This window comes from Caballeronia glebae, from assembly GCF_001545035.1.
Classification (GTDB): domain Bacteria; phylum Pseudomonadota; class Gammaproteobacteria; order Burkholderiales; family Burkholderiaceae; genus Caballeronia; species Caballeronia glebae.
On the sequence record NZ_FCOJ02000031.1, the window covers coordinates 45433 to 66926 of the forward strand.

21 protein-coding genes and 1 pseudogene are annotated in these 21494 nt (G+C 59.1%); 14 read left to right on the plus strand and 8 right to left on the minus strand.

Translation table 11 applies throughout. The annotated features are described in order from the left end of the window. Window positions 1-186: 186 nt before the first annotated feature. From AWB82_RS20970 to AWB82_RS20990, 5 genes and pseudogenes are all read right to left on the minus strand, one after another. A pseudogene (locus AWB82_RS20970) lies at window positions 187-897 on the minus strand (IS5 family transposase); the annotation flags it as partial. Between the two features lie 460 nt (window positions 898-1357). After that, the gene (locus AWB82_RS20975; RefSeq protein WP_086970621.1) at window positions 1358-2227 is read right to left on the minus strand and encodes an SDR family NAD(P)-dependent oxidoreductase; all 870 of its coding nucleotides are present in this window, start codon (window positions 2225-2227) and stop codon (window positions 1358-1360) included. A gap of 62 nt (window positions 2228-2289) precedes the next feature. Then, entirely contained in the window at window positions 2290-2715 is a 426-nt protein-coding gene (locus AWB82_RS20980; protein ID WP_086970623.1) for an Rrf2 family transcriptional regulator, read from the minus strand. A 67-nt stretch (window positions 2716-2782) separates the two neighbouring features. Continuing rightward, the gene (locus tag AWB82_RS20985; RefSeq protein ID WP_086970625.1) at window positions 2783-3085 is read right to left on the minus strand and encodes an antibiotic biosynthesis monooxygenase; all 303 of its coding nucleotides are present in this window, start codon (window positions 3083-3085) and stop codon (window positions 2783-2785) included. A gap of 161 nt (window positions 3086-3246) precedes the next feature. Beyond that, entirely contained in the window at window positions 3247-4233 is a 987-nt protein-coding gene (locus tag AWB82_RS20990; protein ID WP_235023382.1) for a sugar phosphate isomerase/epimerase family protein, read from the minus strand. A 229-nt stretch (window positions 4234-4462) separates the two neighbouring features. Between AWB82_RS20990 and AWB82_RS20995 the strand changes: the two genes are divergently transcribed. The 5 genes from AWB82_RS20995 (at window position 4463) to AWB82_RS21015 (ending at window position 10680) form a co-directional block, all read left to right on the plus strand. After that, window positions 4463-5428: a sugar ABC transporter substrate-binding protein gene (locus tag AWB82_RS20995; protein ID WP_086970629.1), complete on the plus strand. Its 966-nt coding sequence runs from the start codon at window positions 4463-4465 to the stop codon at window positions 5426-5428. A gap of 89 nt (window positions 5429-5517) precedes the next feature. Then, entirely contained in the window at window positions 5518-6639 is a 1122-nt protein-coding gene (locus tag AWB82_RS21000) for a Gfo/Idh/MocA family protein (protein WP_086970631.1), read from the plus strand. A 459-nt stretch (window positions 6640-7098) separates the two neighbouring features. Next, window positions 7099-8682: a sugar ABC transporter ATP-binding protein gene (locus tag AWB82_RS21005; RefSeq protein WP_086970634.1), complete on the plus strand. Its 1584-nt coding sequence runs from the start codon at window positions 7099-7101 to the stop codon at window positions 8680-8682. After that, window positions 8675-9685 carry an ABC transporter permease gene (locus AWB82_RS21010; RefSeq protein WP_086970637.1) on the plus strand — a complete coding sequence of 337 codons (1011 nt, stop codon included), beginning with the start codon at window positions 8675-8677 and terminating at the stop codon, window positions 9683-9685. The genes AWB82_RS21005 and AWB82_RS21010 overlap by 8 nt, the downstream gene beginning before the upstream one ends. Window positions 9686-9699: 14 nt before the next feature. After that, entirely contained in the window at window positions 9700-10680 is a 981-nt protein-coding gene (locus tag AWB82_RS21015) for an ABC transporter permease (protein ID WP_086970639.1), read from the plus strand. 147 nt (window positions 10681-10827) lie between these two features. On the opposite strand, the gene AWB82_RS21020 is transcribed toward AWB82_RS21015, so the two are convergent. Next, window positions 10828-11751 (minus strand): LysR family transcriptional regulator, encoded by a 924-nt coding sequence (locus AWB82_RS21020; RefSeq protein ID WP_086970695.1) that lies wholly within the window; start codon window positions 11749-11751, stop codon window positions 10828-10830. A gap of 297 nt (window positions 11752-12048) precedes the next feature. On the opposite strand from AWB82_RS21020, the gene AWB82_RS21025 reads away from it, so the two are divergent. The 8 genes from AWB82_RS21025 to AWB82_RS21055 all read left to right on the plus strand — a co-directional run bounded on the left by AWB82_RS21025 (window position 12049) and on the right by AWB82_RS21055 (window position 18010). Next, window positions 12049-12930, plus strand: coding sequence for an intradiol ring-cleavage dioxygenase (locus AWB82_RS21025; protein WP_086970640.1), 882 nt, complete (start codon window positions 12049-12051; stop codon window positions 12928-12930). Then, the gene (locus AWB82_RS21030) at window positions 12927-13277 is read left to right on the plus strand and encodes a Dabb family protein (RefSeq protein WP_086970642.1); all 351 of its coding nucleotides are present in this window, start codon (window positions 12927-12929) and stop codon (window positions 13275-13277) included. Before AWB82_RS21025 ends, AWB82_RS21030 begins: the two co-directional genes overlap by 4 nt. Further along, window positions 13264-14340 carry a maleylacetate reductase gene (locus AWB82_RS21035; RefSeq protein ID WP_086970644.1) on the plus strand — a complete coding sequence of 359 codons (1077 nt, stop codon included), beginning with the start codon at window positions 13264-13266 and terminating at the stop codon, window positions 14338-14340. The genes AWB82_RS21030 and AWB82_RS21035 overlap by 14 nt, the downstream gene beginning before the upstream one ends. Window positions 14341-14367: 27 nt before the next feature. After that, window positions 14368-14652 (plus strand): YciI family protein, encoded by a 285-nt coding sequence (locus AWB82_RS21040; protein WP_086970646.1) that lies wholly within the window; start codon window positions 14368-14370, stop codon window positions 14650-14652. Between the two features lie 143 nt (window positions 14653-14795). Further along, window positions 14796-15599, plus strand: a complete 804-nt coding sequence (locus AWB82_RS21045; RefSeq protein ID WP_086970649.1) for an SDR family NAD(P)-dependent oxidoreductase — start codon at window positions 14796-14798, stop codon at window positions 15597-15599. A 53-nt stretch (window positions 15600-15652) separates the two neighbouring features. Next, the gene (locus AWB82_RS37200; protein WP_125477716.1) at window positions 15653-15949 is read left to right on the plus strand and encodes a hypothetical protein; all 297 of its coding nucleotides are present in this window, start codon (window positions 15653-15655) and stop codon (window positions 15947-15949) included. 63 nt (window positions 15950-16012) lie between these two features. Continuing rightward, the gene (gene iolG / locus AWB82_RS21050; RefSeq protein ID WP_086970651.1) at window positions 16013-17005 is read left to right on the plus strand and encodes an inositol 2-dehydrogenase; all 993 of its coding nucleotides are present in this window, start codon (window positions 16013-16015) and stop codon (window positions 17003-17005) included. A 96-nt stretch (window positions 17006-17101) separates the two neighbouring features. After that, entirely contained in the window at window positions 17102-18010 is a 909-nt protein-coding gene (locus AWB82_RS21055; RefSeq protein WP_086970697.1) for a LysR family transcriptional regulator, read from the plus strand. Between the two features lie 531 nt (window positions 18011-18541). Here AWB82_RS21055 and AWB82_RS21060 read toward each other — a convergent pair. Then, window positions 18542-19435, minus strand: coding sequence for a 2-hydroxy-3-oxopropionate reductase (locus tag AWB82_RS21060; protein ID WP_086970653.1), 894 nt, complete (start codon window positions 19433-19435; stop codon window positions 18542-18544). Between the two features lie 42 nt (window positions 19436-19477). Further along, on the minus strand, window positions 19478-20263 hold the full coding sequence (gene garL / locus AWB82_RS21065; protein WP_086970655.1) for a 2-dehydro-3-deoxyglucarate aldolase: 786 nt from the start codon (window positions 20261-20263) through the stop codon (window positions 19478-19480). A 366-nt stretch (window positions 20264-20629) separates the two neighbouring features. Here garL and AWB82_RS21070 point away from each other — a divergent pair, with 366 nt between their 5' ends. Further along, a complete protein-coding gene (locus tag AWB82_RS21070; protein WP_086970658.1) occupies window positions 20630-21466 on the plus strand; it encodes an NAD-dependent epimerase/dehydratase family protein in 837 nt (278 codons plus the stop codon). Window positions 21467-21494: the final 28 nt, after the last annotated feature.

Sequence of the window (21494 nt, forward strand, 5' to 3'; positions counted from 1 at the left end):
GCAGGTGACGTCTCTTCCTCGCGGAAGCTGACGTGGCCAGAAGGCCCGACACGTTGTCCCCGTGGCTTCACACGTCGCTGTTGCCGGCAACGCATGCACAGGTAGGCTACAGCCGACGGAACGGCCGGTCTCGTCACCAGCCTTATGGGCGGGCGAGACAATGATGTTTGCGACTTCACGTCGCACTTTCGAAATGCATTCCACTTCTGGCGCGTGGAGCGCGTAGAGCTTGTGCTGATCCTTCGCACGCTGGCGGCATATACGCCAGGCGCGCTCAAGCCAGATCTGCAAGGATGCCTGCTGCTCAGTAGAGGCGCCTGACAACTTTCTCTCGATGTCACGCAGCAATCGTCCGAGTATCGTGCGCTGACGCTTGAGCACCCGGCGCAGGCGCTTAAACTGTTTCGCATGTGCATAGCCACCGGCGCGGCGACGCAACTGTTTCCCCTCTCGCTCGTATGTTTGCTTGAGTGTCAGTCCGGCACGTTGCGCGAGCCTTGCGAGTTTGCCTCGTGCAATCTCCAGCAATCGGCTGTCAGTCGGATAGGCAATCGCTTTCTGTTGGACCGTCGTATCGACAATCACGCGCTCGAACTCGGCCGGCCTCACTGCTTTCATTTGCACGGCCGCTGCAATTGTCGTCGCGAGCAACTCCTCGACACCGGCTTCGCCCAGCGCCTGCCGAAAGCGCACGAGGTTGGTCGGATCGCACGGCATGTGCGGCTGAAAATACTCCTCGCCGCAGAAAAACTGGAAGTACACGTCTTGTGCCCAGCGCTCGCAAACCGAGTCATCACTTTCGTTGTACGCGTGCTTCAGGTAGAGCAGTCCGACCATCAACCGGATCGACAGGCGCGGACGTCCGGCGGCGCTGAGGCCCGCACCTGCCAGTTTGGGTGCCGTGCCGAACAGATCAATCTCGGCACTTACCCGGCCCTCGCGAGCGCGTCGCTCGAAGATTGGCGTCAACGGGCTGCACGCGGCCATTTGAGAGATCATCCGATCAATCGCATCAACGATCTGCTGCCCTGGAATGTCGTCACTGAATTTGCCGCCGCCTCAATCCGCGCGTAACCTGCATTCGCGCCCGCCGAAATCAAGACATTGGACACGCGTGGACACGCGCCGCTTGCCTTTGGCTCCGCCGAATACATCCTTTCTGACTTCCCTTAAATCAACCATGAACCAAGGATAAAGGCTGCGTACCGGTACACGTTTATCTCGCTTCTCCAGTGCGCTGCAGTGGTACATTTTTACACTGCGATTTATGGTTCTACGGGGCTGATTCACGATGATGGGCAATACCGCGGCTCAGGACCGAATCGAACTGACAGGCGCCGGGCGCCCGGAGCGCAGATCAGCGTGGACTATGCTGCTCGATGAGCTTTCCGAACCGCCGCAGACCGATCGCGTCGGCAGCGGACGGCGACACGGCGTTCACGAGCGTAAGCATCCTGAGCAGCGAGCCGCCCATGATGTGGGCCCGACGTCGCTGGCGGATGGTGGCGAGGATATCGCGCGCGACCGCATCAGGCTCGCAGAGGGCGACGCCCATCTTGCGCCACATGTCGAAATATGCGGACTCCGACTCGGTATTCGAGGGCGCAGGCCCGAAGAAAGAAAGCACCACGTCGGTCCCGGCAAGCTCGCGGTTGGCGCCTTGCACGTAGCTCGCCAGCGCGCCGCGGGTCGCCGCGTAGGCGCTCATAAACGGCAGCGCCACCCGGCCGTCCATGGCGCCGCCGATGTGGACAATCACTCCGCCGCCGGCTTGCTTGCGTAGCCCCGGCACAAATGCCTGGGTCACGCCGATGGGTCCCTTCACGTTGACCGCGAGCAGCGCGTCCACGTCGGCCGACGTGTAGTCCTCGATGGCCTTGCGCGGCGAGATGCCCGCGAGGTTCACCACCGCATCGATCCGGCCGAGGTGCTCAAAGGCCGCCGCCGCCAGGTTCTCGAGGCTCGCCGGATCGGTGACGTCCGCGCGCAGGTAAATTGCCGAGCCGTCGTTCCGACCGGTCAGCGCCGCAGCGTCGTGCTCGCGCCGCGCCGCCAGCACCATGCGGAAGCCCTCGGCCGCGAGGAGCCTCACCAAGGCTTGACCAAGTCCTCCGGTCACCCCGATGAGCACGGCGGTGGGCGCGTCCTTGCCCCGCTCTGCTGCGGCGCGGCCGATTCCGGCGGCGTCGCCGGTGATCACAGGGTTCTTTCCATTCAGCTTGGCCATTTTGAATCCCTTTCGGTAGATATTCGCTACTATAAAAGTATCTATTTAGAGTAAAAAAAACGCTAACCGGACCTAGCCCTGATTTTGGACACCACGTCCGCCAATGTCGTCTGCCTCAGCTCATTGCGGACGGCCACCTGAGTGCCAGCAAGCACGTCGCTCATGACTTCTTTGATGTTACAGCTCACGACACACTCGTCCCTTCTGGGATAGGCGTGGATGGCGAACGCATTTGGAGGGTCTACCGCAGAGTAGATGTCCAGGAGAGAAATACTTTTTGGGCTTCGTGCCAGGCCATAGCCACCCGACTTACCAACAGTCGTCGTAACCAGCTTCGCCTTCGAGAGTTTTACGAGGATTCTCTTAACGAAAACCGGGTTCGCATTCACGCTGCCTGCGAGAACCTCCGACGTGAAGATTCCTTCGTGATGGACGATTGCCGCGAGTACGTGAACAGCGATCGAAAATTGAGTGTTTACTGAAGCCATTTATGGATACTATATTAGTATCCATACTGAATGCAAGAACAAAATGCCCGGCCCGGGGTGGTGCCCTCTATACATTGCGAATGGCGATGGGCGAGAGGAATCGCACTTCCTTGTCGGCAATAAGCTCCTTCGTCGCATGGTCATAGACGCTCCGATACGGCTTCTTAGGTTGCTGAGCGAGCCATTCGTCGTGCGATCCGTTCCATACTTCGAAGAGAACTAGCTCATTCTCTGCATTCGGATCTTCATTGAGCACTGCGCTTACGAACGATGGTTCTGTAGCCATCGCTTGAATCAGCTCGTCGAGATGCGGCAAGAACTGGGACTTGGCCGAGGCAACGAGTTTGAATCGGATGTAGAGAGCCAGCATTTTTCGTGGTTGTCAGTGTTCGCTTTGGAGGCGGCGACTAGGCTCGTTGCGATGCCTGTGAATGGCATTTCGTCGAACAGGAGTCGGCGAGTGGAATCTTAAATAGCAAGACGGCCGCTAACCTGTGGTTGTAGCCGTCGGGAGACTATTCGTTATCCTGCTTAGTCTTCGAACTGGCTGATCGTCGCGTTGTATGCCCGCGTGGCCATCTCTTCCAACGGGAGCTTGCGCTCGACTTCAGAGAGAATCTCGACGCCCCACGGACCGTCGAAGCCCGTCGCCTGGACTGCCTTGATAAAGCCCTTCACGTCGAGGACGCCTTCGCCCGGCAGGCGACGCTTATGACAGGTGTCCATCCACAGCGGCTCGATTGCGTAGCGGTCTGCGTCGTCCAGTTCGATGCCCTTGATGAACTCGGGCTTGATCGTGGCGATTTCCTTGAAATCGACATTGCCGCGGCTCAGATGCCAGATGTCGAGCAGCAGACCAGCGTTGGCCTTGTTCGCACCTTCGACGATGGCCTTGCCGGTTTCAATCGTGCGGACGTTGCTGAACGGCATGATTTCCAGCATGACCTGCGTGCCGCGCTTCTCGGCGTCGTCTGCCAGCTTGCCAAACTCTTCAACCATGAGCGGGACGTTCGCGGTGTCATCGCCGATGCCAGGGCCAACCTTCACGATACGCGCACGGAGTTCTTCCGCGGCTTTCAGGTAGTAGTAGCGCTGGCTATCGGAGGTGCGGCGACGCTCGCCGGTTTGATACCAGTCGACCAGGAACTCGAACTCGACGTGCTTGATGCCGTTGGCTTCGAGGATGCGGCGCATCTCCTGGAAGCCAATCTTGTCAGCGGTGGCGTAGATGTCCGAGTGAATCAGGCCGATGCCGTCCCAACCGGCCTTCGCCGCTGCTTCGACTCGGTCCTTGAAGCTGAAGGGGCTGATTTCGGTCGGACCGAACGGATAGACATCGCCGGAGAGCGTGAAGTAGGCGGCAACGAGTTCGACTTTAGACTTGGACATGAGACCTCTTGAAAGTGACGACAGGCGATTCGATGCCGGGCGTGGGGAATCGATGTCTGTACTATTACGCAGAAGTCGCAACGAATAAACAGCCCCCGAATCGTCTTCAAGTAGAGTAAAACTCAACAATCGCGCAAGTCCAGCGTGGTGGCCACCGTGTGGACCGCCGCATCAGGCGCATCGTTCGATTCTTCAAACGTCCGGGGCAATTATTCTGTGGCCGTGGCGATTTTTCCAGTGAGAGGAAATAACTTTTCGTTCTGTCGCATTTTTCTTTCCGATACCAAGCCTTACTGTGCCTCCACCAAAACATCAAAACCCGGCTCTTCCACGACGTGGGGCCTATTGGAGACACAGCATGAACTTCCGCAAATCCACCGTTTCTTGTTTTGCTCTGGCGGCCATCGCGAGCGCGTTTGGTACGAGCGCCCGTGCGGCCGACCAGCCTCGCGTTACGTTGCTCATGCCGACGCAGAGCGTTGAATACTGGGCGCTTTATGCGAAGGGCTTCGAGAAGGAAGCGGCCGCTCAGGGCCTCAAGCTCGACGTGAAGGTAAGCAACTACGACCCGAACGAACAAGCCACCGCGGTCGACCAGACGCTCGCCCAGAAGCCCGATGTCATCGTTCTCATCCCTGTGGACTCGAGCGCCATGGTTCCGTCGATTCGCAAGATTGACCAAGCCAAGATTCCGCTGGTCATCTCGAACTCGATGCCGGACCAGAAGTATTCCAAGTACTGGAAGGTGTTCACGGGCCCGAACGACATCAGTAACGGCGAAGTCGCCGCGAAGACCATGATTCAGGGCTTCAAGGAAAAGGGGTATGGCGACAAAGGCAAAGTCATCGTTATCAACGGACCGATGGGTACGCCGCCTCAAGTCCAGCGCTATCAAGGTTTCGTAGACGGCCTCAAGAAGAATGCTCCTGGAATCGAAGTCGTCGGTTCGCAACCGGCCGACTGGGACGCTGTGAAGGCAGAAGCCGCAGCCTCAGCGCTCTTCACCCAATTCAAGGACGTGAAAGGCGTCTACACGGAGAACGACTCGCAACTTCGCGGCGTCGTGACTGCCGCACAGCGCCTCGGCCTCGACCCGTCGAAGCTCGTCATCGTCGGTCACGGCTGCGACTCCGGTGCAGTGGAGGCCATCTCCGCCGGAAAGGCATACGCCACGGTCGAGCAGTCCCCGTATGACGACGGTGCGTATGCTGCGCGGGCTGCCAAGGACCTCGCGGCGGGCAAGGCACCGCAAGCCATCCAGTATCTGCCGAATCCCGCTGCGACCAAGGCAACGCTCAACGTCTGCTACTCGCAGAAGAAGTAACGCGCGCCGCAAGGTTGAGCGTCGAACAGGCGGCGAGAAGTTTTTCGCGACCCTTCGGGGTCGCTTTCGTTTTACGAACGGAGACAACGATGAGACGAGAGATTGGCGTAGCTGTGATTGGCACCGGCTTCATGGGAAAGGCTCACGCGCTGGCATACCGAGCCGTGCCAAACGCCTTTCCGAATTCGCTGAGGCCGCGGTTGGTGGCAGTGGCCGATGTGAGTGAGGCAGGTGCTCAGCAAGCGGCAGAGCACTTCGGGTTTGAGCGCGCGACGACTGACTGGCGCACGTTGCTGGACGACCCCGGTGTGCAGGTCATCTCAATCACAACGCCATGCAGCCTGCATCGGGAAATGGCGCTGGCCGCCATTGCCGCTGGGAAGCACGTTCATTGCGAGAAGCCGACTGCTCCGTCGGCCGCCGATGCTTTCGAGATGATGGAGGCGGCTGAGACTGCGAAGGTGGTTACGCAAGTCGGCTACAACTACATCAAAAACCCCGTGCTCAAACTGGCGCGGGAGATGATTGCATCCGGTGAACTGGGTGAAATCACGAGCTTTCGCGGCGTCCACGCTGAAGACTACATGGCCGACCCGGAGATTCCATACGGATGGCGAGTTGACCCTCAGAACGGGGCCGGTGCGCTTGCCGAAATCGGCAACCATATCGTCGGTCTATCTCGATTCCTCCTCGGGGCCGTCACCCAGGTCAACGCGCAGCTGGAGACCGTCAATAAAACGCGCCCGGTGGCACCAGGCTCGTCCGAGCGGCGTGAGGTCAAAGTCGACGACATCGCCCGACTGATGGTGGCGTTTGAGCGGGGATGCTCCGGTTCCATAGAGGCGAATTGGGCGGCAACCGGTCGCAAGATGCAGCTCGAGTTCGAGGTGTACGGAACGAAAGGCGCACTGTGCTTTTCACAGGAGCGCTTCAATGAGCTGCAGTATTTCAAGGCCGGGGGCGAGCCTCGGACGTCGGGGTTCACCCGTATTGAAGCAGGCCCGGCTCACCCTCCCTACGAAAATTTCACAGTGGCCGGCGGGCACCAGCTTGGTTTCAATGACTTGAAGACCATTGAAATGGCTGAGTTCATCGCGGCCATCGAGCACGGCACGCCCACGTTCCCAGACTTCCGCGAGGCTTGGGAAATCCAGCGCATCGTCGACGCGGCGATTCGGTCGTCGGCGCAGGGGCAGCGAATCACTCTTTAAAGTGAGCCGCGGGCTCAAGGCTACGCGCGGCTGGTCGGGCAGCACGTGCGGCTCCGCGGGACGGGAATTCGACCAGCAGGGATATTTCCTTCCACCGGAAATATCATTTCGCCGCAGCGCATTTTTCTTTCGCAGCCGAACTAATAACCTGCAACTCAACAATAACGAAGCCGCTGACGGTTTCTGCTGGAGACGACATGCATTCCTGCGCACGCAGCGATTCCCTGCGAGTTCCTCTCCTCAGAGACCGCCAACAGCAGCGTCGCTGATGCGGCAGCGCCTCCTCGCTCGTTTTGAGCCTTGGTAAGCGAAATGCAGCGCATCGACGCGGGACATCGTTATTCGACATGTATGCCGTCACGTACACACGACCAGGTACGCGCAGGAGGTCGGCGACAGTGACAGGCATCAGCCCTTGACAGCGGACGGCCAAAGAGTGTCCGCGTTTGGAGGAAGACAATGCTGCAAGACGCGAATTCCGGTGCTGAGCCGGTAGCGGTTCAGAGTCTGCTCTGCGCTCGCAATCTCACAAAGCATTATGGTGGCGTCAAGGCGCTGACAGGCGTCAGCCTCGAACTGGCGCCCGGAGAAATTCATGCGCTGTGTGGAGAGAACGGCGCGGGTAAAAGCACGTTCATCAAGATTCTGGGCGGCCTCGTTCACCCTGACGACGGCGAAATCACTGTCGACGGCCACGCTCTGAAACTCGGGAGTCGCACCGACCCTCGGCTCATCTCAATCGTTCACCAAGAGCTTGCAATCGTTCCGACGCTCTCGGTACTCGATAACATTCTTCTTGGTGGCGCGGACCAGAGCGCAATCTACCGTCGCGGTGAGTATCGGGACTCTGTCCGGGAGCATCTCGACTCAGTCGGGTTGTCACACGTCAAGCTGGATGCTCCGGCATCTCGACTCAGCCTCGCCGAATGCCAACTCGTAGAAATCGCGCGAGGCATGTCGCGGCAGGCGAAGGTTCTGCTCCTCGACGAGCCGACTGCCACCTTGTCGGACGCGGAGATTGTTCGAGTCTTTGACGTTGCGCGCAAGCTGCGCGACCAAGGCACCGCAATGATTTTTGTGAGCCACCGGCTCGATGAGGTGTTTGCGCTGACGGACCGGGTCACGGTTTTCCGCAACGGCCAGCACGTTTTGACGCAACGTACCGCGGACATGACGACTGCTGAAGTGGTCAAGGCAATGATTGGGCGTGAACTTGTGCATAGCAAGGGCACGCCACCCGAGGGCCGCGCTGACGTCGCGCCGCGACTGTCGGTGTCAAGCCTCACAGTTGCAGATAAGGTCAAAGACCTGTCGGTCGACGTAGCGCCCGGTGAGATTCTCGCGGTCGTCGGTCAGCTGGGTTCAGGCGCCGAAGTTCTTGTCGAGGCGCTCGCCGGGCTTCGCGGCGACATCTCCAACTCAGTCAAGGTCGATGGACAGCCCATCAAGCTCGACAGCATCCGCAGTTCCCTGAAGGCAGGAATTGCCTACGTCGCCGAGGACCGTGCGGATAAGGGCGTCTTTCTGGATGCGCCGATTGCTATCAACATCACTGCCTCCGTCATGGCGAAGTTCAGCAAGGCCGGAATTATGCGACGTGCCGGTGAGCAGGAGGAGGCTCGACGCCTCGCGTCGATGTTCGCCATCGACCCGAAGCGCCTTCCTCATGAAGTGTCGACGCTCAGCGGTGGCAACCAGCAGAAGGTGTCGCTCGCCAAAGCCGTCGCGCTCGCGCCTCGCCTGTTGCTGTTGAACGAGCCCACCCGAGGCGTTGATATTGGCGCTCGCGCGGAAATCTATTCGACGCTTCGCAAGATGGCCGACGACGGCTTGGCGATTGTCTTCTACTCGACAGACCTCGAAGAAATTCTGGAACTTGCCGACACCGTTCTCACCGTCTTCCGTGGTCGAATGGTGCGCCATAAGCCTCGATTTGAAATCGATGGTGACACGCTGCTCCACGACATCGTCGCGGGCGATAGCGACGCATCTCACGGACATGTCTCTTTCCGAAACCAACCCGCGGAGGTGCGTAATGCATAAGACAGCTCTGGAGCCCACTGCACAAGTGTCGCCAACTGCGTTGCGACGGTGGGCATCGGCACTTTTCGGAACGTCGAGCATTCATGCCGCGTCGATTCGAATCGCCACGCTTGTTCTCATCATCATCGCTGCAGCCATCGTGCCGCACTTCACGGAGTTCGGCAACGTTCAGTCGCTGATGTATTCGGTAGCAGCAGTCGGCATCGGCGCTATCGGCATGGCGCTCGTCACCCTCAGCGGCAATCTGTTCATGCTGTCGATGGGTGCGACGGCGGCGGTCTCCACCGTCATGTTTGCAGCGCTGATTCATTTAGGTCTGGGTGCGACGCTGTTCCTCGTTGTCTTGAGCGGTCTGCTGATGGGGGCCGTTCAGGGCGGAATCATCGCTCTAGGGAAAGCGAATCCTATCATCACCACGATTGCCACCTCGTCAATCATCATCGGTGCAGGCGTCATCTACACTGGCGGCCTGACTGTCATCGGTAAAGGCGACGCCACCTGGCTTGGTCAAGTCAAGCTGTTTGGCTGGCTGCCGACGCAAATCCTGGTGTTGGCCATCTTCGCTGCAATCGCGAGCTTCATTCTGCAGAAGTCGCGTATCGGGCGAGAAATCCGCTTGCTCGGAATGCGAGCTGAAGTTGCGCGTATCGCCGGACTTCGAACGATGGCTGCAACGCTCGTTTGTTACGCGTTCGCCGGCGCAGCGGCTGCACTGGCTGGGTCCTTGATTGCCTCGTCGTCGGCCCAAGGCAATCTGACTTACGGCATCGACCTCGACTTCAACGCGATTGCAGCGGTGCTGGTCGGTGGTATTTCGATTCGTGGCGGTCGCGGGCAGATTTCGGACGCAGTCACCGGCGCTATCTTCCTCGCCGTTATCAGCAACGTCCTACTGGTAAGCGGCGTCAGCTACGAATACCAACTGGTCGCAAAAGGCATTGTCGTTCTCGCAGCGGTGGTGTTCGGCGCGCTGCTCGCCCGGCTCGGACCGGTACGGATATAACAGGAGACTCGGAAATGGACCAATCTCAACGACTTCTCAATCTGGCGATTCGGCTTGTCCTGCTCGTCGGCATGCCCGTTATATTCGGCCTTAGCGTCAATCACTACTTTTCGCAGGCGAACCTGTACGCGATTTTCCAGGCGTTTGCGTTCCTCGGAATTATCGCACTCGGGCTTTCGGTCACGATGGTTGCTGGCGAGTTCGATCTGAGCGTAGCGGCAATCTCGACCGTGGCCGGACTCATCACTGTGAAGTTCGGCGGCGATAGTGCTTCGCTGGGCATTCTGTACGCGGTTATCTTCGGGGTGGCGGTGGGCGTCGCAAACGCAGCCTTGTTGCCATGGCTTGGCGTCTCCTCGCTGGTGACCACGGTTGGGTCGATGATGTTTCTGACCGGCGTGGGGTACTGGCTCGCAGGCGGTCGCGTCTTGAGTTACGGCAATCTCGACGTCAGCGACTTCCTCGACCAAAGCGTGGCAGGCATCTTCTCGCTGCGAAGCCTCATCACACTTGCCTGCTTCGTCGTCGTTTCTCTGTTCCTGCGCTTTACTACGCTAGGTCGTGACCTCGACGCATCAGGCGGTCATCGAAAGGCGGCGATTCAAAGCGGTGCTCGAGTCGGTAAGGCGCTGACAGTCGGCTTCGTCATCTCCGGCGGACTGTCGGCTCTCGGGGGAGGCCTTCTATCGCTGAGCCTCGCGACCGCCTCCGCGACAATGGGCAGCAACATCCTGCTCCAGGCGGCCTCGGCGGCCATCGTTGGTGGGGTTGCGCTGGGCGGCGGTATCGGTTCCCCACTCGGCGTCGCTATGGGCGTTCTGATTCTCACCATTCTGAACAACGGCCTCGGCTTACTGAACGCCACGTCCACGCAGATCCTTCTCGTGAATGGTTTGTTGCTGCTCATCGTGGTCTTGCTCGACGGACGTCTGGGTGCGGTTTTGGCCTCGCCGTTCGAACGGTTCGCTCGCAGAAAGGCATCCGCGGCCGTTTGATTCTTACTCGCACTGACGAAATGCCGGCGTGCTCCAGAGAGCGCGTCCGCATTTCGTCAGTGCAAGGCGGCTACAAGCTTGGTCGCTGAAGGATTTCCCAATCAGCAGCCCGGGATGCATCACGGTGTGTCGGCACCATCAATGAAGTCAGGTCGCGAAGGTCATCCAGCGCTCTTCGAGATTGAGGTTCTTCACGCGCTCAATCAGGAATTCTGTAAACACGCGAATTTTCGCGGGCTGATATCGCCGACTTTGGTAAGCCAAGTTGATGGTCAGCCGTGGCAACTGCCAGTCCTCGAGCACGGGGATAAGACGCCCGGACACGATGTCATCATAAATAATGTAGAGAGGTTGAACAACGATGCCCAAACCTGCCCGCCCGGCGGCGACGATAACCTGACCTTCGTTTGAGTCCAGAGCGCTCTCAATGGAGATATTGCGTTCTTCCTTTCCTCGACGCAGGTGAAGCAGATAAGGGTGGACGGCGAGGTTGTAGACAAGCATATTGTGTTGCTCCAGGTCCTCAGGATTCTGAGGGCGCCCGTGAGCCGCCAGATAGGCGGGCGATGCTGCCATCACTCGTCTGGTCTCGGCCAAACGCCGAATCGTGATGCCAGAATCTCCTTCATGCTCCTTCGTACGTATGGCGATATCTATTCCAGCCTCGATGAAGTTCTGGTATTGATTCGCCGCGACAATCTGAACTGAGAGCTTGGGATAGCGCCCGATGAACTCAGGTAGGGCGGGAGCGATATGCATCATCGCGAACGACACGGAACCGGTTACCCGGAGCACGCCTCTCGGACTCACCGCCTCCTCGGAAGCAATCGAGTCAGCTTCGGCCAACTCGGAAATGACGGCCGTGCATCGGCGGTGGTACTCGCGGCCTGCGTCAGTCAGCCACATGCGCCGCGTAGTCCGTTCTATGAGCCTCGCGCCGAGACGCTCTTCCAGAGAACTGAGCGTTCGACTTGCTGCTGCATTGGACATGTCGAGTTGTTCAGCGGCCTTCGACAGGCTACCTAAGTCGGCAGTCAGCACAAATAGCTGCAGTTGCGTCCAGCGGTCCATCGTCTTCCTCTTTGAGCTCAACTGGAAGAATCTGGCGCGATTCTTCCATTCACTGAGGCCAAATATGCCGATGGCGAGCCGATTAATAAACCGACTGGAAGTCCTCGATTTGTAGAGCCGATTTCTACAATCCGAGGAGAACCGACGATCGGCGGTGGTTGATGGTTCGAACTCACGCATGGGAGCCTATTTTTCCTTCGAGCGGAAATGTCATTTCACTTCCGGGCATTTTATTTAATCGGACGACCCTTTACCTTTTGTTCTCAGACGCCTGAGCGCACAACGGAGACACGCACGATGCGCAACATCAACGAAGACACGATTACACAAGCCGTCATTGCCTCATTGGCGAACTGCGAAAACGCGAGACTGAGGACGGTGATGACGAGCCTGGTTCAACATCTCCACGCTTTTGCCCGCGATGTCCATCTCACCGAGGACGATTGGTTCAAGGCAATCAAGTTTCTGACGGAGGTGGGTCATATCACTGACGACAAGCGGCAGGAGTTCATCCTCTTGTCCGATACGTTGGGACTCTCGATGCTCGTCATGTCCCAGAACAATCGCAAACCTGCGAACTGCACCGAAGCGACGGTCTTCGGGCCTTTCTTCGTCGAGGGCGCACCGCTCTACAGTAACGGCGATGACATTTCGAACGGAGCGAAAGGCGCGCCTTGCTATGTAAGCGGCCAGGTGCGTGGCGCAGGTGGCGAAGCCATCGGAAATGCGCTGCTCGATGTTTGGCAATCAGACGAAGACGGCTTCTATGACGTGCAGAACCAAGATGAAGCTGGCAACGTAGTCCATAGCGCGCGAGGCCGATTGAGAACGGACGCGGAAGGGTTCTTCAATTTCCGCTCGATTCTGGCTGAGGCTTATCCCATTCCTCATGATGGACCCGTGGGCCGCATGCTGTCGGCAGTCGGCCGACATCCATGGCGTCCCGCGCATCTGCATTTCATGATTGAAGCGCCCGGCTACGAAACGCTCATTACTCACGTGTTCCGGGACGGTGACCCATACCTCGATTCCGACGTTGTATTCGGTGTGCGCTCATCGCTCATCTCAGAGTGGAAGCGACATGAGCCTGGCGTCGCGCCCGACGGCCGAGAAGTCTCCGTCCCGTGGTATTCGCTGGAATATGACTTTGTACTTAATCCGTCGGAGGTGAATGCATGATTCGGCATATCGTCATGTGGCGAGTTCGGGGCGACACGCCGGCCGAGCGCCTGAGCGCGCTGAACCGCGTGAAAACGAGCTTCGAAGGATTGCGGGGCAGGATTCCAGGAATGAGTCACCTCGAAGTCGGGCTCGATCACAGCCAGGTCGACTACGCATGCGACGCGGTTCTCGTCACCGACTTCGACTCGCAGGAAGCCCTGGAGGCGTACGCGTTGCATCCGGAACACTTGCGCGTGCGCCAGGAACTCGGGGACCTGCGCACCGCGCGATTCCAGGTTGATTACCAGGCAGACGCTGGTGTGAGCGCCGAGCGTAAAGCGGAGTTTGTTCATGCAAAAGCGTGAGTTTGTCTATCAAGCGCGGGCCGCACGAGTCGTGTTTGGCCCCGGTAGCCTTCAGCACCTTGAACGTGAAGTGCTGGAGTTAAAGTCGCAGCGGGCGCTCATTCTATGCAGCCCGGAACAGAAGGAAACGGGCGAAGCCGTGGCGGCTCGCCTCAGTGCACGGGCCGCAGGAGTATTTGATCGGGCGGTCATGCACGTACCGCTCGAGTTAGCGAAGGAAGCTCGAGCGCTGGCTCGCGAACTGAACGCAGACTGTGCAATCGCTGTTGGCGGTGGTTCGACGATTGGTCTGGGCAAGGCGATCGCGCTCGAATCGGACCTTCCGATTCTTGCCGTGCCGACAACGTACGCCGGCAGCGAGATGACGCCCATCTATGGCATCACCGACGCCGGCTTGAAGAAGACCGGAACAGACCTGCGAGTTCTACCGAAGACGGTGATTTACGATGCCGAGCTGACCATGTCACTCCCTGTCGCGCTATCGGTCACCAGTGGAATCAACGCGATCGCCCATGCAGCGGAAGCATTGTATTCGCGCGATGCAAACCCCGTGACCAGTTTGATGGCGGAAGAAGGCATCGCCGCTCTTGCTCGTGCGTTACCGGTAATCGTCGCCCACTCGCAAGACGTTGACGCTCGTGCCGACGCTCAATATGGCGCCTGGCTCTGCGGAACCGTGTTAGGCAGCGTTGGCATGGCACTTCATCACAAGTTGTGTCACACGCTGGGCGGTAGCTTCAATCTTCCTCATGCACAGACGCACACCATCGTCCTACCCCACGCACTCGCATACAACCGTCAGGCTGCACCGGAAGCGATGAAGCGCATCGCACGCGCGCTGGGCTCTGATGACGCCGCGACTGGGATCTACGAACTTGCAAAACGCTGCGGCGCACCGCTCGGGCTGAAAGATATCGGCATGTCGGCTGAGGATGTATTGAAGGCCGCGGACATTGCCAGCTCAAACCCGTATTGGAATCCGCGTCCGATTGAGCGCGACGCGCTTCTCGAGCTTTTGCAGAATGCCTTTGACGGCGTCACACCGAGTGCGGCATCGGCCTGACCAAAGAACCTAAGCAGGGAGACAACAATGCATTTCACCGTCTATTGCCTCGACCATCCGAACATGGTTGAGCGCCGCCTTGAAAACTACGATGCCCACAAAGCGTACCTGCAGACGGCACCAGTGAAGACGCTTATTTCCGGTCCGCTGACAAAGTCTGACGGGCAAACCATGATTGGCAGCTTCTTTCTCTACGAAGCCGATGGCATCGAAGAGATCCAGAAGTTCGTCGATACTGATCCGTTCAACAAGGCAGGAATCTGGGCGTCGGTCGACATCAGGCCATTCATCAAGCGGGTAGACATCCGCTAACACCGTCGCTTCATATCGGGTCAAGGTGCTCCTCGCGGTATGCCAGGAGCGGGAAGCGTTCGTCCTCGAAGAGGGCAAATCGGATGGCGAAGCTCACAATTTCTAAAGTTCGCACCGACGTATAACATCAGAACGGAGACATCATGCAGACAGGACTTGACGGGAAGATTGTGCTCATCACGGGTGGTGCGCAAGGCATCGGACGGGCTACAGCATTGGGCTTTGCACGCGAAGGCGCGCGGCTTTGCCTCATCGACATCGACATCAACGCGCTGAACGAAGCTCAGTCCGAACTCAGAGCGCTCGGCGCGAACGTGACGATTGCACAGGCGGACTTGTCCACGGCCGAAGGGGTGAAGAGCGGTGTCGATGCAGCCCTGAAGTCATACAACGGTCAGCTCGACGTTCTGGTGAACAATGTCGGCGCCGGTAAGGTTCGCACGTTCGACGAACTCTCGGATGAGGAATGGGATTTCACGATGAATCTCAACTTCATGAGCTACGTACGGACCTGTCGCTACTTGCTGCCCGTGCTGCGTAACCGTGAGAAGGCGGTCATCATCAACAACGCATCGGACCTCGCACGGCAGCCCGAACCGATACCAATTGACTATTCGGCATCCAAGGCCGCGGTGCTTGCCCTAACGAAAGGCCTTGCCCGAGCCGAGGCGCCAAAGATTCGCGTGAACGCGGTTGCACCGGGACCGGTCTGGACGCCGTTCTGGAGCAAAGAAGGCGGCTTCGCGGACACGATGGGAAAGTTCCATGGCATGGCGCCCAAGGACGCTGTCGAGCATGAACTGTCCTTGCGCCACCTTCCGCTCAATCGACTGGGGCAGCCTGATGAAGTAGCCAATGTGATTGTATTCATGGCTTCAGACCTCGCGTCGTTCGTCACTTCTGCGGTCTGGGGAGTCGACGGCGGCAGTATCCGCAGCCTCATTTGACTAAGCGGGTTGCCGAACATCATTCACGGATGAATCGCCCAGAGGACCAGCGCATGTCCGCTCATGACAGCTTCCTTGCTTCTAATGTATCGCCAAGCGATCGAGCGTTTCTCGTCGAAGCATTGGAATTATTGATGCGCGAGCGCTCGAATGCATTGCGCATTGCGACAGCTGTGGCCGCAGCGCGCGGCGAACGACTTCCCGATGTGCAGGACTTCGCCCTCGACGACATCCTGCGTCTGAGCCGACAGCTCTGCGATAGTGCTGGGGTGGACCCGCACGAGAGTTGGTTGGAAGCACCGGCGCCGGCGAAGACAAGCGCGAATACAAGCCGACGAGGGACCTCCTAGGCTTCTGAAATATATTGAACAGTCCTCGCACCCCATGCGTCGACGGAATAATTGGAGACTGAAATGCTACGAATCGCCGTTCTCGGTGCTGGCCGCATCGGAAAAATCCACGCTGCTAATGTCGCAGCAGACCGCCGAGTGAAGCTCGTCGCCGTTGCAGACCCATACAAGGACGCCGTCGAGGCGCTCGCCGCCGACCTCGGCTGCGATGCTTCGCTCGATTGCAAGTCCGTCGTGGACCGCGAGGACGTCGATGCGATTATTGTCGGAACGCCGACCGACACACACATCGACCTGACACTGCAAGCCGTCCGGTTGGGTAAGCCGGTGCTCTGCGAGAAGCCCATCGACCTCGATATTGACCGTGCACTGGCGGCTGTCGAGGAAATTGAGCGTCTCAATGGCCGCGTGATGCTGGCGTTCAATCGTCGATTTGACCCGGACGCGATGCGCCTGAAGCAGGCTATCGATGAAGGCGAAGTGGGCGATGTCCGCCAAGTCATCATCACGAGTCGCGACCCGGGGCTTGCTCCGCGCGAATACCTTCGTCACTCGGGTGGCATTTTTCGTGACATGACCATCCACGATTTCGATACGGCTCGCTGGCTGCTCGGCGAGGATCCGGTCGAGGTGATGGCAATGGGTAACCGACTGGTCGACCCGGGCCTGGAAGAGCTCCCGGATTACGACAGCGTGATGGTGTTGCTTCGGACGGCTTCGGGCAAGCAATGCCATATCAACGGTTCGCGTCAGGCTGTGTACGGCTTTGACCAGCGTGTCGAAGTTTTCGGTTCAGAGGGGATGCTGTTGAACGAAAACCATCGGCCCTCAAGCCTGCGCCGCTGGACGAGCGACAGAACTGAGGCGCGTGAACCGCTCCTTAACTTCTTCCTCGAGCGACACGCGGACTCGTACAGGGTCGAGCTCGACCGGTTCCTGACAGCACTGGAGCAGGACGCACCAATGCCGGCAACCCCTAGGGACGGCATCCGTGCACTGCGCATTGCGAACGCGGCGTTGCAGGCAGTTAACTCAGGTTGCGCGGTCAAAATCTGACAATTAGCCGCGTCGCGAACGCCTATGGCGATCAAGGTTGACAATAACGGGCTGACTGCCCTATATGGAGAATGCAACTCTTCAATAGGGCAGAATATGGCGCAGGTCGACAGTTTCAGCGGAATTGTTATTTTCGTCACCGCTGCCCGGTCGCGCAGTTTCACGGATGCCGCCGAGCAGCTCGGTCTGACAAAGTCGGCTGTTGGAAAAGCGATTGCGAAGCTCGAGGAGCGCTTGGGCGCTCAGTTATTCCACCGTACAACCCGAAGCATTTCCCTCACAGCCGATGGCGAAGCGTACTTCGCCGCGTGTGCCTCAGCGCTTGATGAAATCTCGACGGCAGAAACAGCGCTTGGGCCGGAGCTCCATCGTCCGGTCGGACGGCTACGCATCGACATGCCAGCGGCATTCGGGCGCCGCATACTCGTTCCAATTTTGCTGAACATTGCACGGGGCAATCCCGACCTGCAGTTCACGATGACGTTTTCTGACTATCTCATCGACCCGATTGAGGAAGGCGTCGACCTCGTTGTTCGTTTCGGCGAACTTCAAAGTTCAAGCGGTCTCGTTGCACGCCGACTCACCAGCCAACGCATGGTGATTGCGGCATCGCCGGATTATCTTGCGCAGCATGGCACACCTCACCAGCTTGAGGACATCGACAATCACTCGTGCATCGTCGGGTATAGACGCGGACAGCCTTTGTCGTGGCGAGTACACGTCGGCGGTGAGCCGAAGCGCATCTCGCCGCCGGGAACCCATCAGATAAGCGATGGTGACTCCATTGTTGAGGCGGCTCTTGCTGGCTTAGGGCTCTGCCAAATGCCGATGTCATTGGTGAGGCCGCATTTGGCGACAGGGGCGCTTCGCTCCGTGCTCGATGACATCTCGTGCGAGCTCATCGACGTGCATGCTGTCTGGCCGAAGGTGGCGCATTTGCGACCAAAAGTACGGCACGTCGTTGATACCCTCGTGGCGCTTGGTGAGCAAGGCCGATTAGCCTGAGCGCGGCAGCTATTTCATTCTCGCGGCTCATTTGCCACGCTGCCTAAAGGGCGGTCTGCGTGACAACCCGCCGATGCGGGATGACCGGTTCACTCCGATATAAGCCATCCGTAACCCTAAAAACCCGACCGGCAGCAATGGGGTCGGGCAGGGCCATCCATGAGCTTAATGGTCCCTCGTGTCCCCCGCGGAAACATGAGCAACTGCACGACCTCGATGCGGGCGACGCTGCTTGTCGTAAAGCAGCGGGACCCGACGCATGGACGCCCGTCTTGGACGCTTGACATAACGTCGTCATCTCGATCACGACAGACAGACACGGGGCTTGATCCTGCTTTGGCACGGGACTGAGCCGAGCAACCGGAGCGCGGCGCATGACCTGGTCCTTCACAGGATCAGGAATGCGATGCCCGCCGCTACGGTCGGTAACAACGCAGCGCCGAGCAATCGCAGCGGACTCACCGCGTCTCCCGAAAAAGTACACGCTCACGCCAGTGGCGGCGGCGAGTTCTTGATGCCGCGCGTATTTGCTTATCGCGCAAGCTGGCCGATCTCATGGTTTGCCATGATTTCCAGCGCGCGCACCATTGCCGAGTGGTCCCACGCTTTGCCGCCGTGAGCCGCGCCCGCGTTGAACAGCGCCTGGCACGTTGCGGTATTGGGTAGCGAGACGCCGAGCGCCTGCGCCGTCGAAAGCGCGAGATTCAAATCTTTCTGATGCAGCTCGATACGAAATCCGGGGTTGAACGTGCGCTTCGTCATGCGCTCGCCATGCACTTCAAGAATCCGTGAGGACGCAAAGCCGCCCATCAGCGCCTGACGAACCTTCTCCGCATCCACGCCGGCTTTGGATGCCAACAGCAACGCCTCGCCGACCGCCTCGATGGTCGCGGCGACGATCACCTGGTTGGCAACCTTGCAGACTTGTCCGGCGCCGACTTCGCCAATCAGAGACACGTTTTTTCCCATCATGTTGAAGTAGGGCGTTACCGCGTCGAAGCTCGCTTGCGAGCCGCCCACCATGATCGTGAGCGATCCCGCTTTGGCGCCGACTTCGCCTCCTGAGACGGGCGCATCGAGATACTCCGCGCCACGCTCGCGCACGCCGGCGGCGAAATCGCGCGTGGCCATCGGCGAGATCGAACTCATGTCGACCACAATCTGACCGGCGCGCAGGCTTTCGGCCACACCGTTTTCACCGAACAGCACGCGTTCGACGTCGGGCGTGTCCGGAACCATGATGAAGATGACGTCTGCCTGGGCGGCGACCGCAGCGGCACTGTCTGCCACGACGACGCCCGCCTGCATGAGCTCGGCCGGCACGGCTCCTTTAGTGAATGCGACGAGGTCGACGCCACCCTTTCGCAGATTGGCCGCCATTGGCGTGCCCATGATCCCAAGTCCGATAAAGCCTGCCTTTTGCATTCGGTTCTCCAAACGTTGTGATGTCACGTTGACCACGCGTGCTTACATCTGCATGTAATGCTTTTGTACGGCTTGTGCGGCGTTCCGCAGGAGGCTCATGTCGGCGCAGACCGCCACGAGCGTGCTTCCCATCGCGAGGTAGCGCTCGGCATCCGCCTGCACGGGCGCGAGAATGCCGCTTGCCTTGCCGGCCACCTTGACGCGCTCGAAAACATGAGCGATGGCGTCCTGCACTTCGGGGTGGTTTGCATTGCCGATATGCCCGTACGAGGCGGCGAGATCGGAGGGACCGACGAATACGGCATCAACACCATCGACCGCAGTAATCTCATCGATCGCCTGGACTGCAGCACGGCTCTCGATCTGCACGACAACGCAGATGTTGTCGTTCGCAATGTCGAAATAGTTGGCAATAGTTCCGTAGCGATTGCCTCGTTGGCCGACCGAGACGCCACGCACCCCCAGCGGCGGGTAACGTGTCGCGGCGACGGCGCGTTCGGCATCAGCGGCGCTGTCTACGAAAGGGATGAGGAAGTTGAAAAAGCCCGCGTCCAGCAGGCGCTTGATGACGACGCTGTCATTCGCCGGTGGCCGTACGAACGGCGCGCTCGGGCTGTCTTTCAGTGCCATGAGCTGCGGGATGAGCGTTAGAACGTCGTTGGGGGCGTGTTCCGCATCCAGCAACAGCCAGTCAAAGCCGACTACGCCCAGCAACTCCGTCGCGATCGGACTTGCAAGGGATGCCCATCCCCCAATCAGGCGTTCGCCGTCGCGAACTGACTGACGAAACCTGTTCGGTAATGGCTGATAAGGGGTCGGCGCTGTCATGGCTAGTTTTCCTTAAATCGGGAGTAGTAAGGCCTTCAAGTACCGCGGCCCTTGTCATGAGACATCGTATATCTTTACATCGCGGCGCGACAGGAACGTTTACCCGTACGCATTGCGCACTCCCGCAGCCATAGACGCTCGCCGCGTCTTTTAAGCGCTTGTCTGCTGCGTCAGGGGCATCGCTGCGACGCCTTTGGCCGGTGTCGCACTATCTGCGGGTAACTGCCTAGATGAATTCGAACGCCAGTATGCGAAAGTACGTCATCGTACAACAAGCGATCGATTTTTGGCTCGCTCTACAGTCTCGGCGTGACCGCTGGCGATTTGCCAGCTTGGCCCAAGCGTTCGGGGCACTTAAGGACCCTTATGAAGAAGATTGCCCTGAGTGGGGCCGGCGGTCAGCTCGGCTCGGTTGTACGGACGGCGTTAATCGCACGCGGCACCTCTTTGCGCTCGGCCGCTGGCTCAAGGCCTCTCGCTCCTCTAGTGGATGGCGAGGACGTCATGCACGGGGACCTACGCGACCCGCGCGTTGTCGATCGTCTGTTGGACGGGGTCGACGTGTTAATTCACCTCGCAGGTACGAGCGTAGAGCGCCCCTTGCCCGAGATTATCGACAACAACCTGCTCGCGCTCGTCGAAGTGTACGAAGGCGCGCGCAGGCAAGGCGTGCGGCGCGTGGTGTTCGCCAGTTCGAACCACGCGATCGGCATGTATCCGGTCACCGAACACCTCACCCTCGACTGCGCGTTGCGCCCGGACGGTTTCTATGGGCTAAGCAAGGTGTGGGGCGAAGCATTGGCACGAATGTATTGGGACAAGCACGGCATCGAAAGTATCTGCGTGCGGATCGGCAGTTGCCTCGAGCAACCGACTGAGCCCAGACACTTGAGCACGTGGTTCGGCCATCGCGACCTACTGCATTTCCTCGACCGTTGTATCGATGCGCAGGACGTGGGCTTCATGACCGTCTGGGGTGTCTCCGCCAATACCCGTAGTTGGTGGGACAACCGCGGCGCGGAGCGCCTAGGTTATCAGCCGACGCAGAACGCCGAGGCGTACGCCGCGCAAGTACTGGCACGGCCGAATCCGCTCGATGCTCTGGGCCAACGCTACCAGGGCGGCAGCTTCGTCGGCCTCGATTACTCCCGCGAGGATGGGGGGCCCGATGGCTCGACTGCTTCTGCGGTCCGGCCCATCTGATTAGTTCAAGATTTCGAGGAGACACAGC

What these genes read in the sequence shown, in the direction of transcription:
- AWB82_RS21030 (WP_086970642.1), top strand. Translation starts at nt 12,927, where the DNA reads ATGATTCGGCATATCGTCATGTGGCGAGTTCGGGGCGACACGCCGGCC.
- AWB82_RS21070 (WP_086970658.1), top strand. Translation starts at nt 20,630, where the DNA reads ATGAAGAAGATTGCCCTGAGTGGGGCCGGCGGTCAGCTCGGCTCGGTT.
- AWB82_RS20980 (WP_086970623.1), bottom strand. Translation starts at nt 2,715, where the DNA reads ATGGCTTCAGTAAACACTCAATTTTCGATCGCTGTTCACGTACTCGCG.
- AWB82_RS21010 (WP_086970637.1), top strand. Translation starts at nt 8,675, where the DNA reads ATGCATAAGACAGCTCTGGAGCCCACTGCACAAGTGTCGCCAACTGCG.
- AWB82_RS37200 (WP_125477716.1), top strand. Translation starts at nt 15,653, where the DNA reads ATGTCCGCTCATGACAGCTTCCTTGCTTCTAATGTATCGCCAAGCGAT.
- AWB82_RS21060 (WP_086970653.1), bottom strand. Translation starts at nt 19,435, where the DNA reads ATGCAAAAGGCAGGCTTTATCGGACTTGGGATCATGGGCACGCCAATG.
- AWB82_RS21025 (WP_086970640.1), top strand. Translation starts at nt 12,049, where the DNA reads ATGCGCAACATCAACGAAGACACGATTACACAAGCCGTCATTGCCTCA.
- AWB82_RS21015 (WP_086970639.1), top strand. Translation starts at nt 9,700, where the DNA reads ATGGACCAATCTCAACGACTTCTCAATCTGGCGATTCGGCTTGTCCTG.
- AWB82_RS21020 (WP_086970695.1), bottom strand. Translation starts at nt 11,751, where the DNA reads ATGGACCGCTGGACGCAACTGCAGCTATTTGTGCTGACTGCCGACTTA.
- AWB82_RS20995 (WP_086970629.1), top strand. Translation starts at nt 4,463, where the DNA reads ATGAACTTCCGCAAATCCACCGTTTCTTGTTTTGCTCTGGCGGCCATC.
- AWB82_RS21045 (WP_086970649.1), top strand. Translation starts at nt 14,796, where the DNA reads ATGCAGACAGGACTTGACGGGAAGATTGTGCTCATCACGGGTGGTGCG.
- AWB82_RS21035 (WP_086970644.1), top strand. Translation starts at nt 13,264, where the DNA reads ATGCAAAAGCGTGAGTTTGTCTATCAAGCGCGGGCCGCACGAGTCGTG.
- iolG (WP_086970651.1), top strand. Translation starts at nt 16,013, where the DNA reads ATGCTACGAATCGCCGTTCTCGGTGCTGGCCGCATCGGAAAAATCCAC.
- AWB82_RS20985 (WP_086970625.1), bottom strand. Translation starts at nt 3,085, where the DNA reads ATGCTGGCTCTCTACATCCGATTCAAACTCGTTGCCTCGGCCAAGTCC.
- AWB82_RS21005 (WP_086970634.1), top strand. Translation starts at nt 7,099, where the DNA reads ATGCTGCAAGACGCGAATTCCGGTGCTGAGCCGGTAGCGGTTCAGAGT.
- AWB82_RS20975 (WP_086970621.1), bottom strand. Translation starts at nt 2,227, where the DNA reads ATGGCCAAGCTGAATGGAAAGAACCCTGTGATCACCGGCGACGCCGCC.
- AWB82_RS21000 (WP_086970631.1), top strand. Translation starts at nt 5,518, where the DNA reads ATGAGACGAGAGATTGGCGTAGCTGTGATTGGCACCGGCTTCATGGGA.
- garL (WP_086970655.1), bottom strand. Translation starts at nt 20,263, where the DNA reads ATGACAGCGCCGACCCCTTATCAGCCATTACCGAACAGGTTTCGTCAG.
- AWB82_RS21040 (WP_086970646.1), top strand. Translation starts at nt 14,368, where the DNA reads ATGCATTTCACCGTCTATTGCCTCGACCATCCGAACATGGTTGAGCGC.
- AWB82_RS21055 (WP_086970697.1), top strand. Translation starts at nt 17,102, where the DNA reads ATGGCGCAGGTCGACAGTTTCAGCGGAATTGTTATTTTCGTCACCGCT.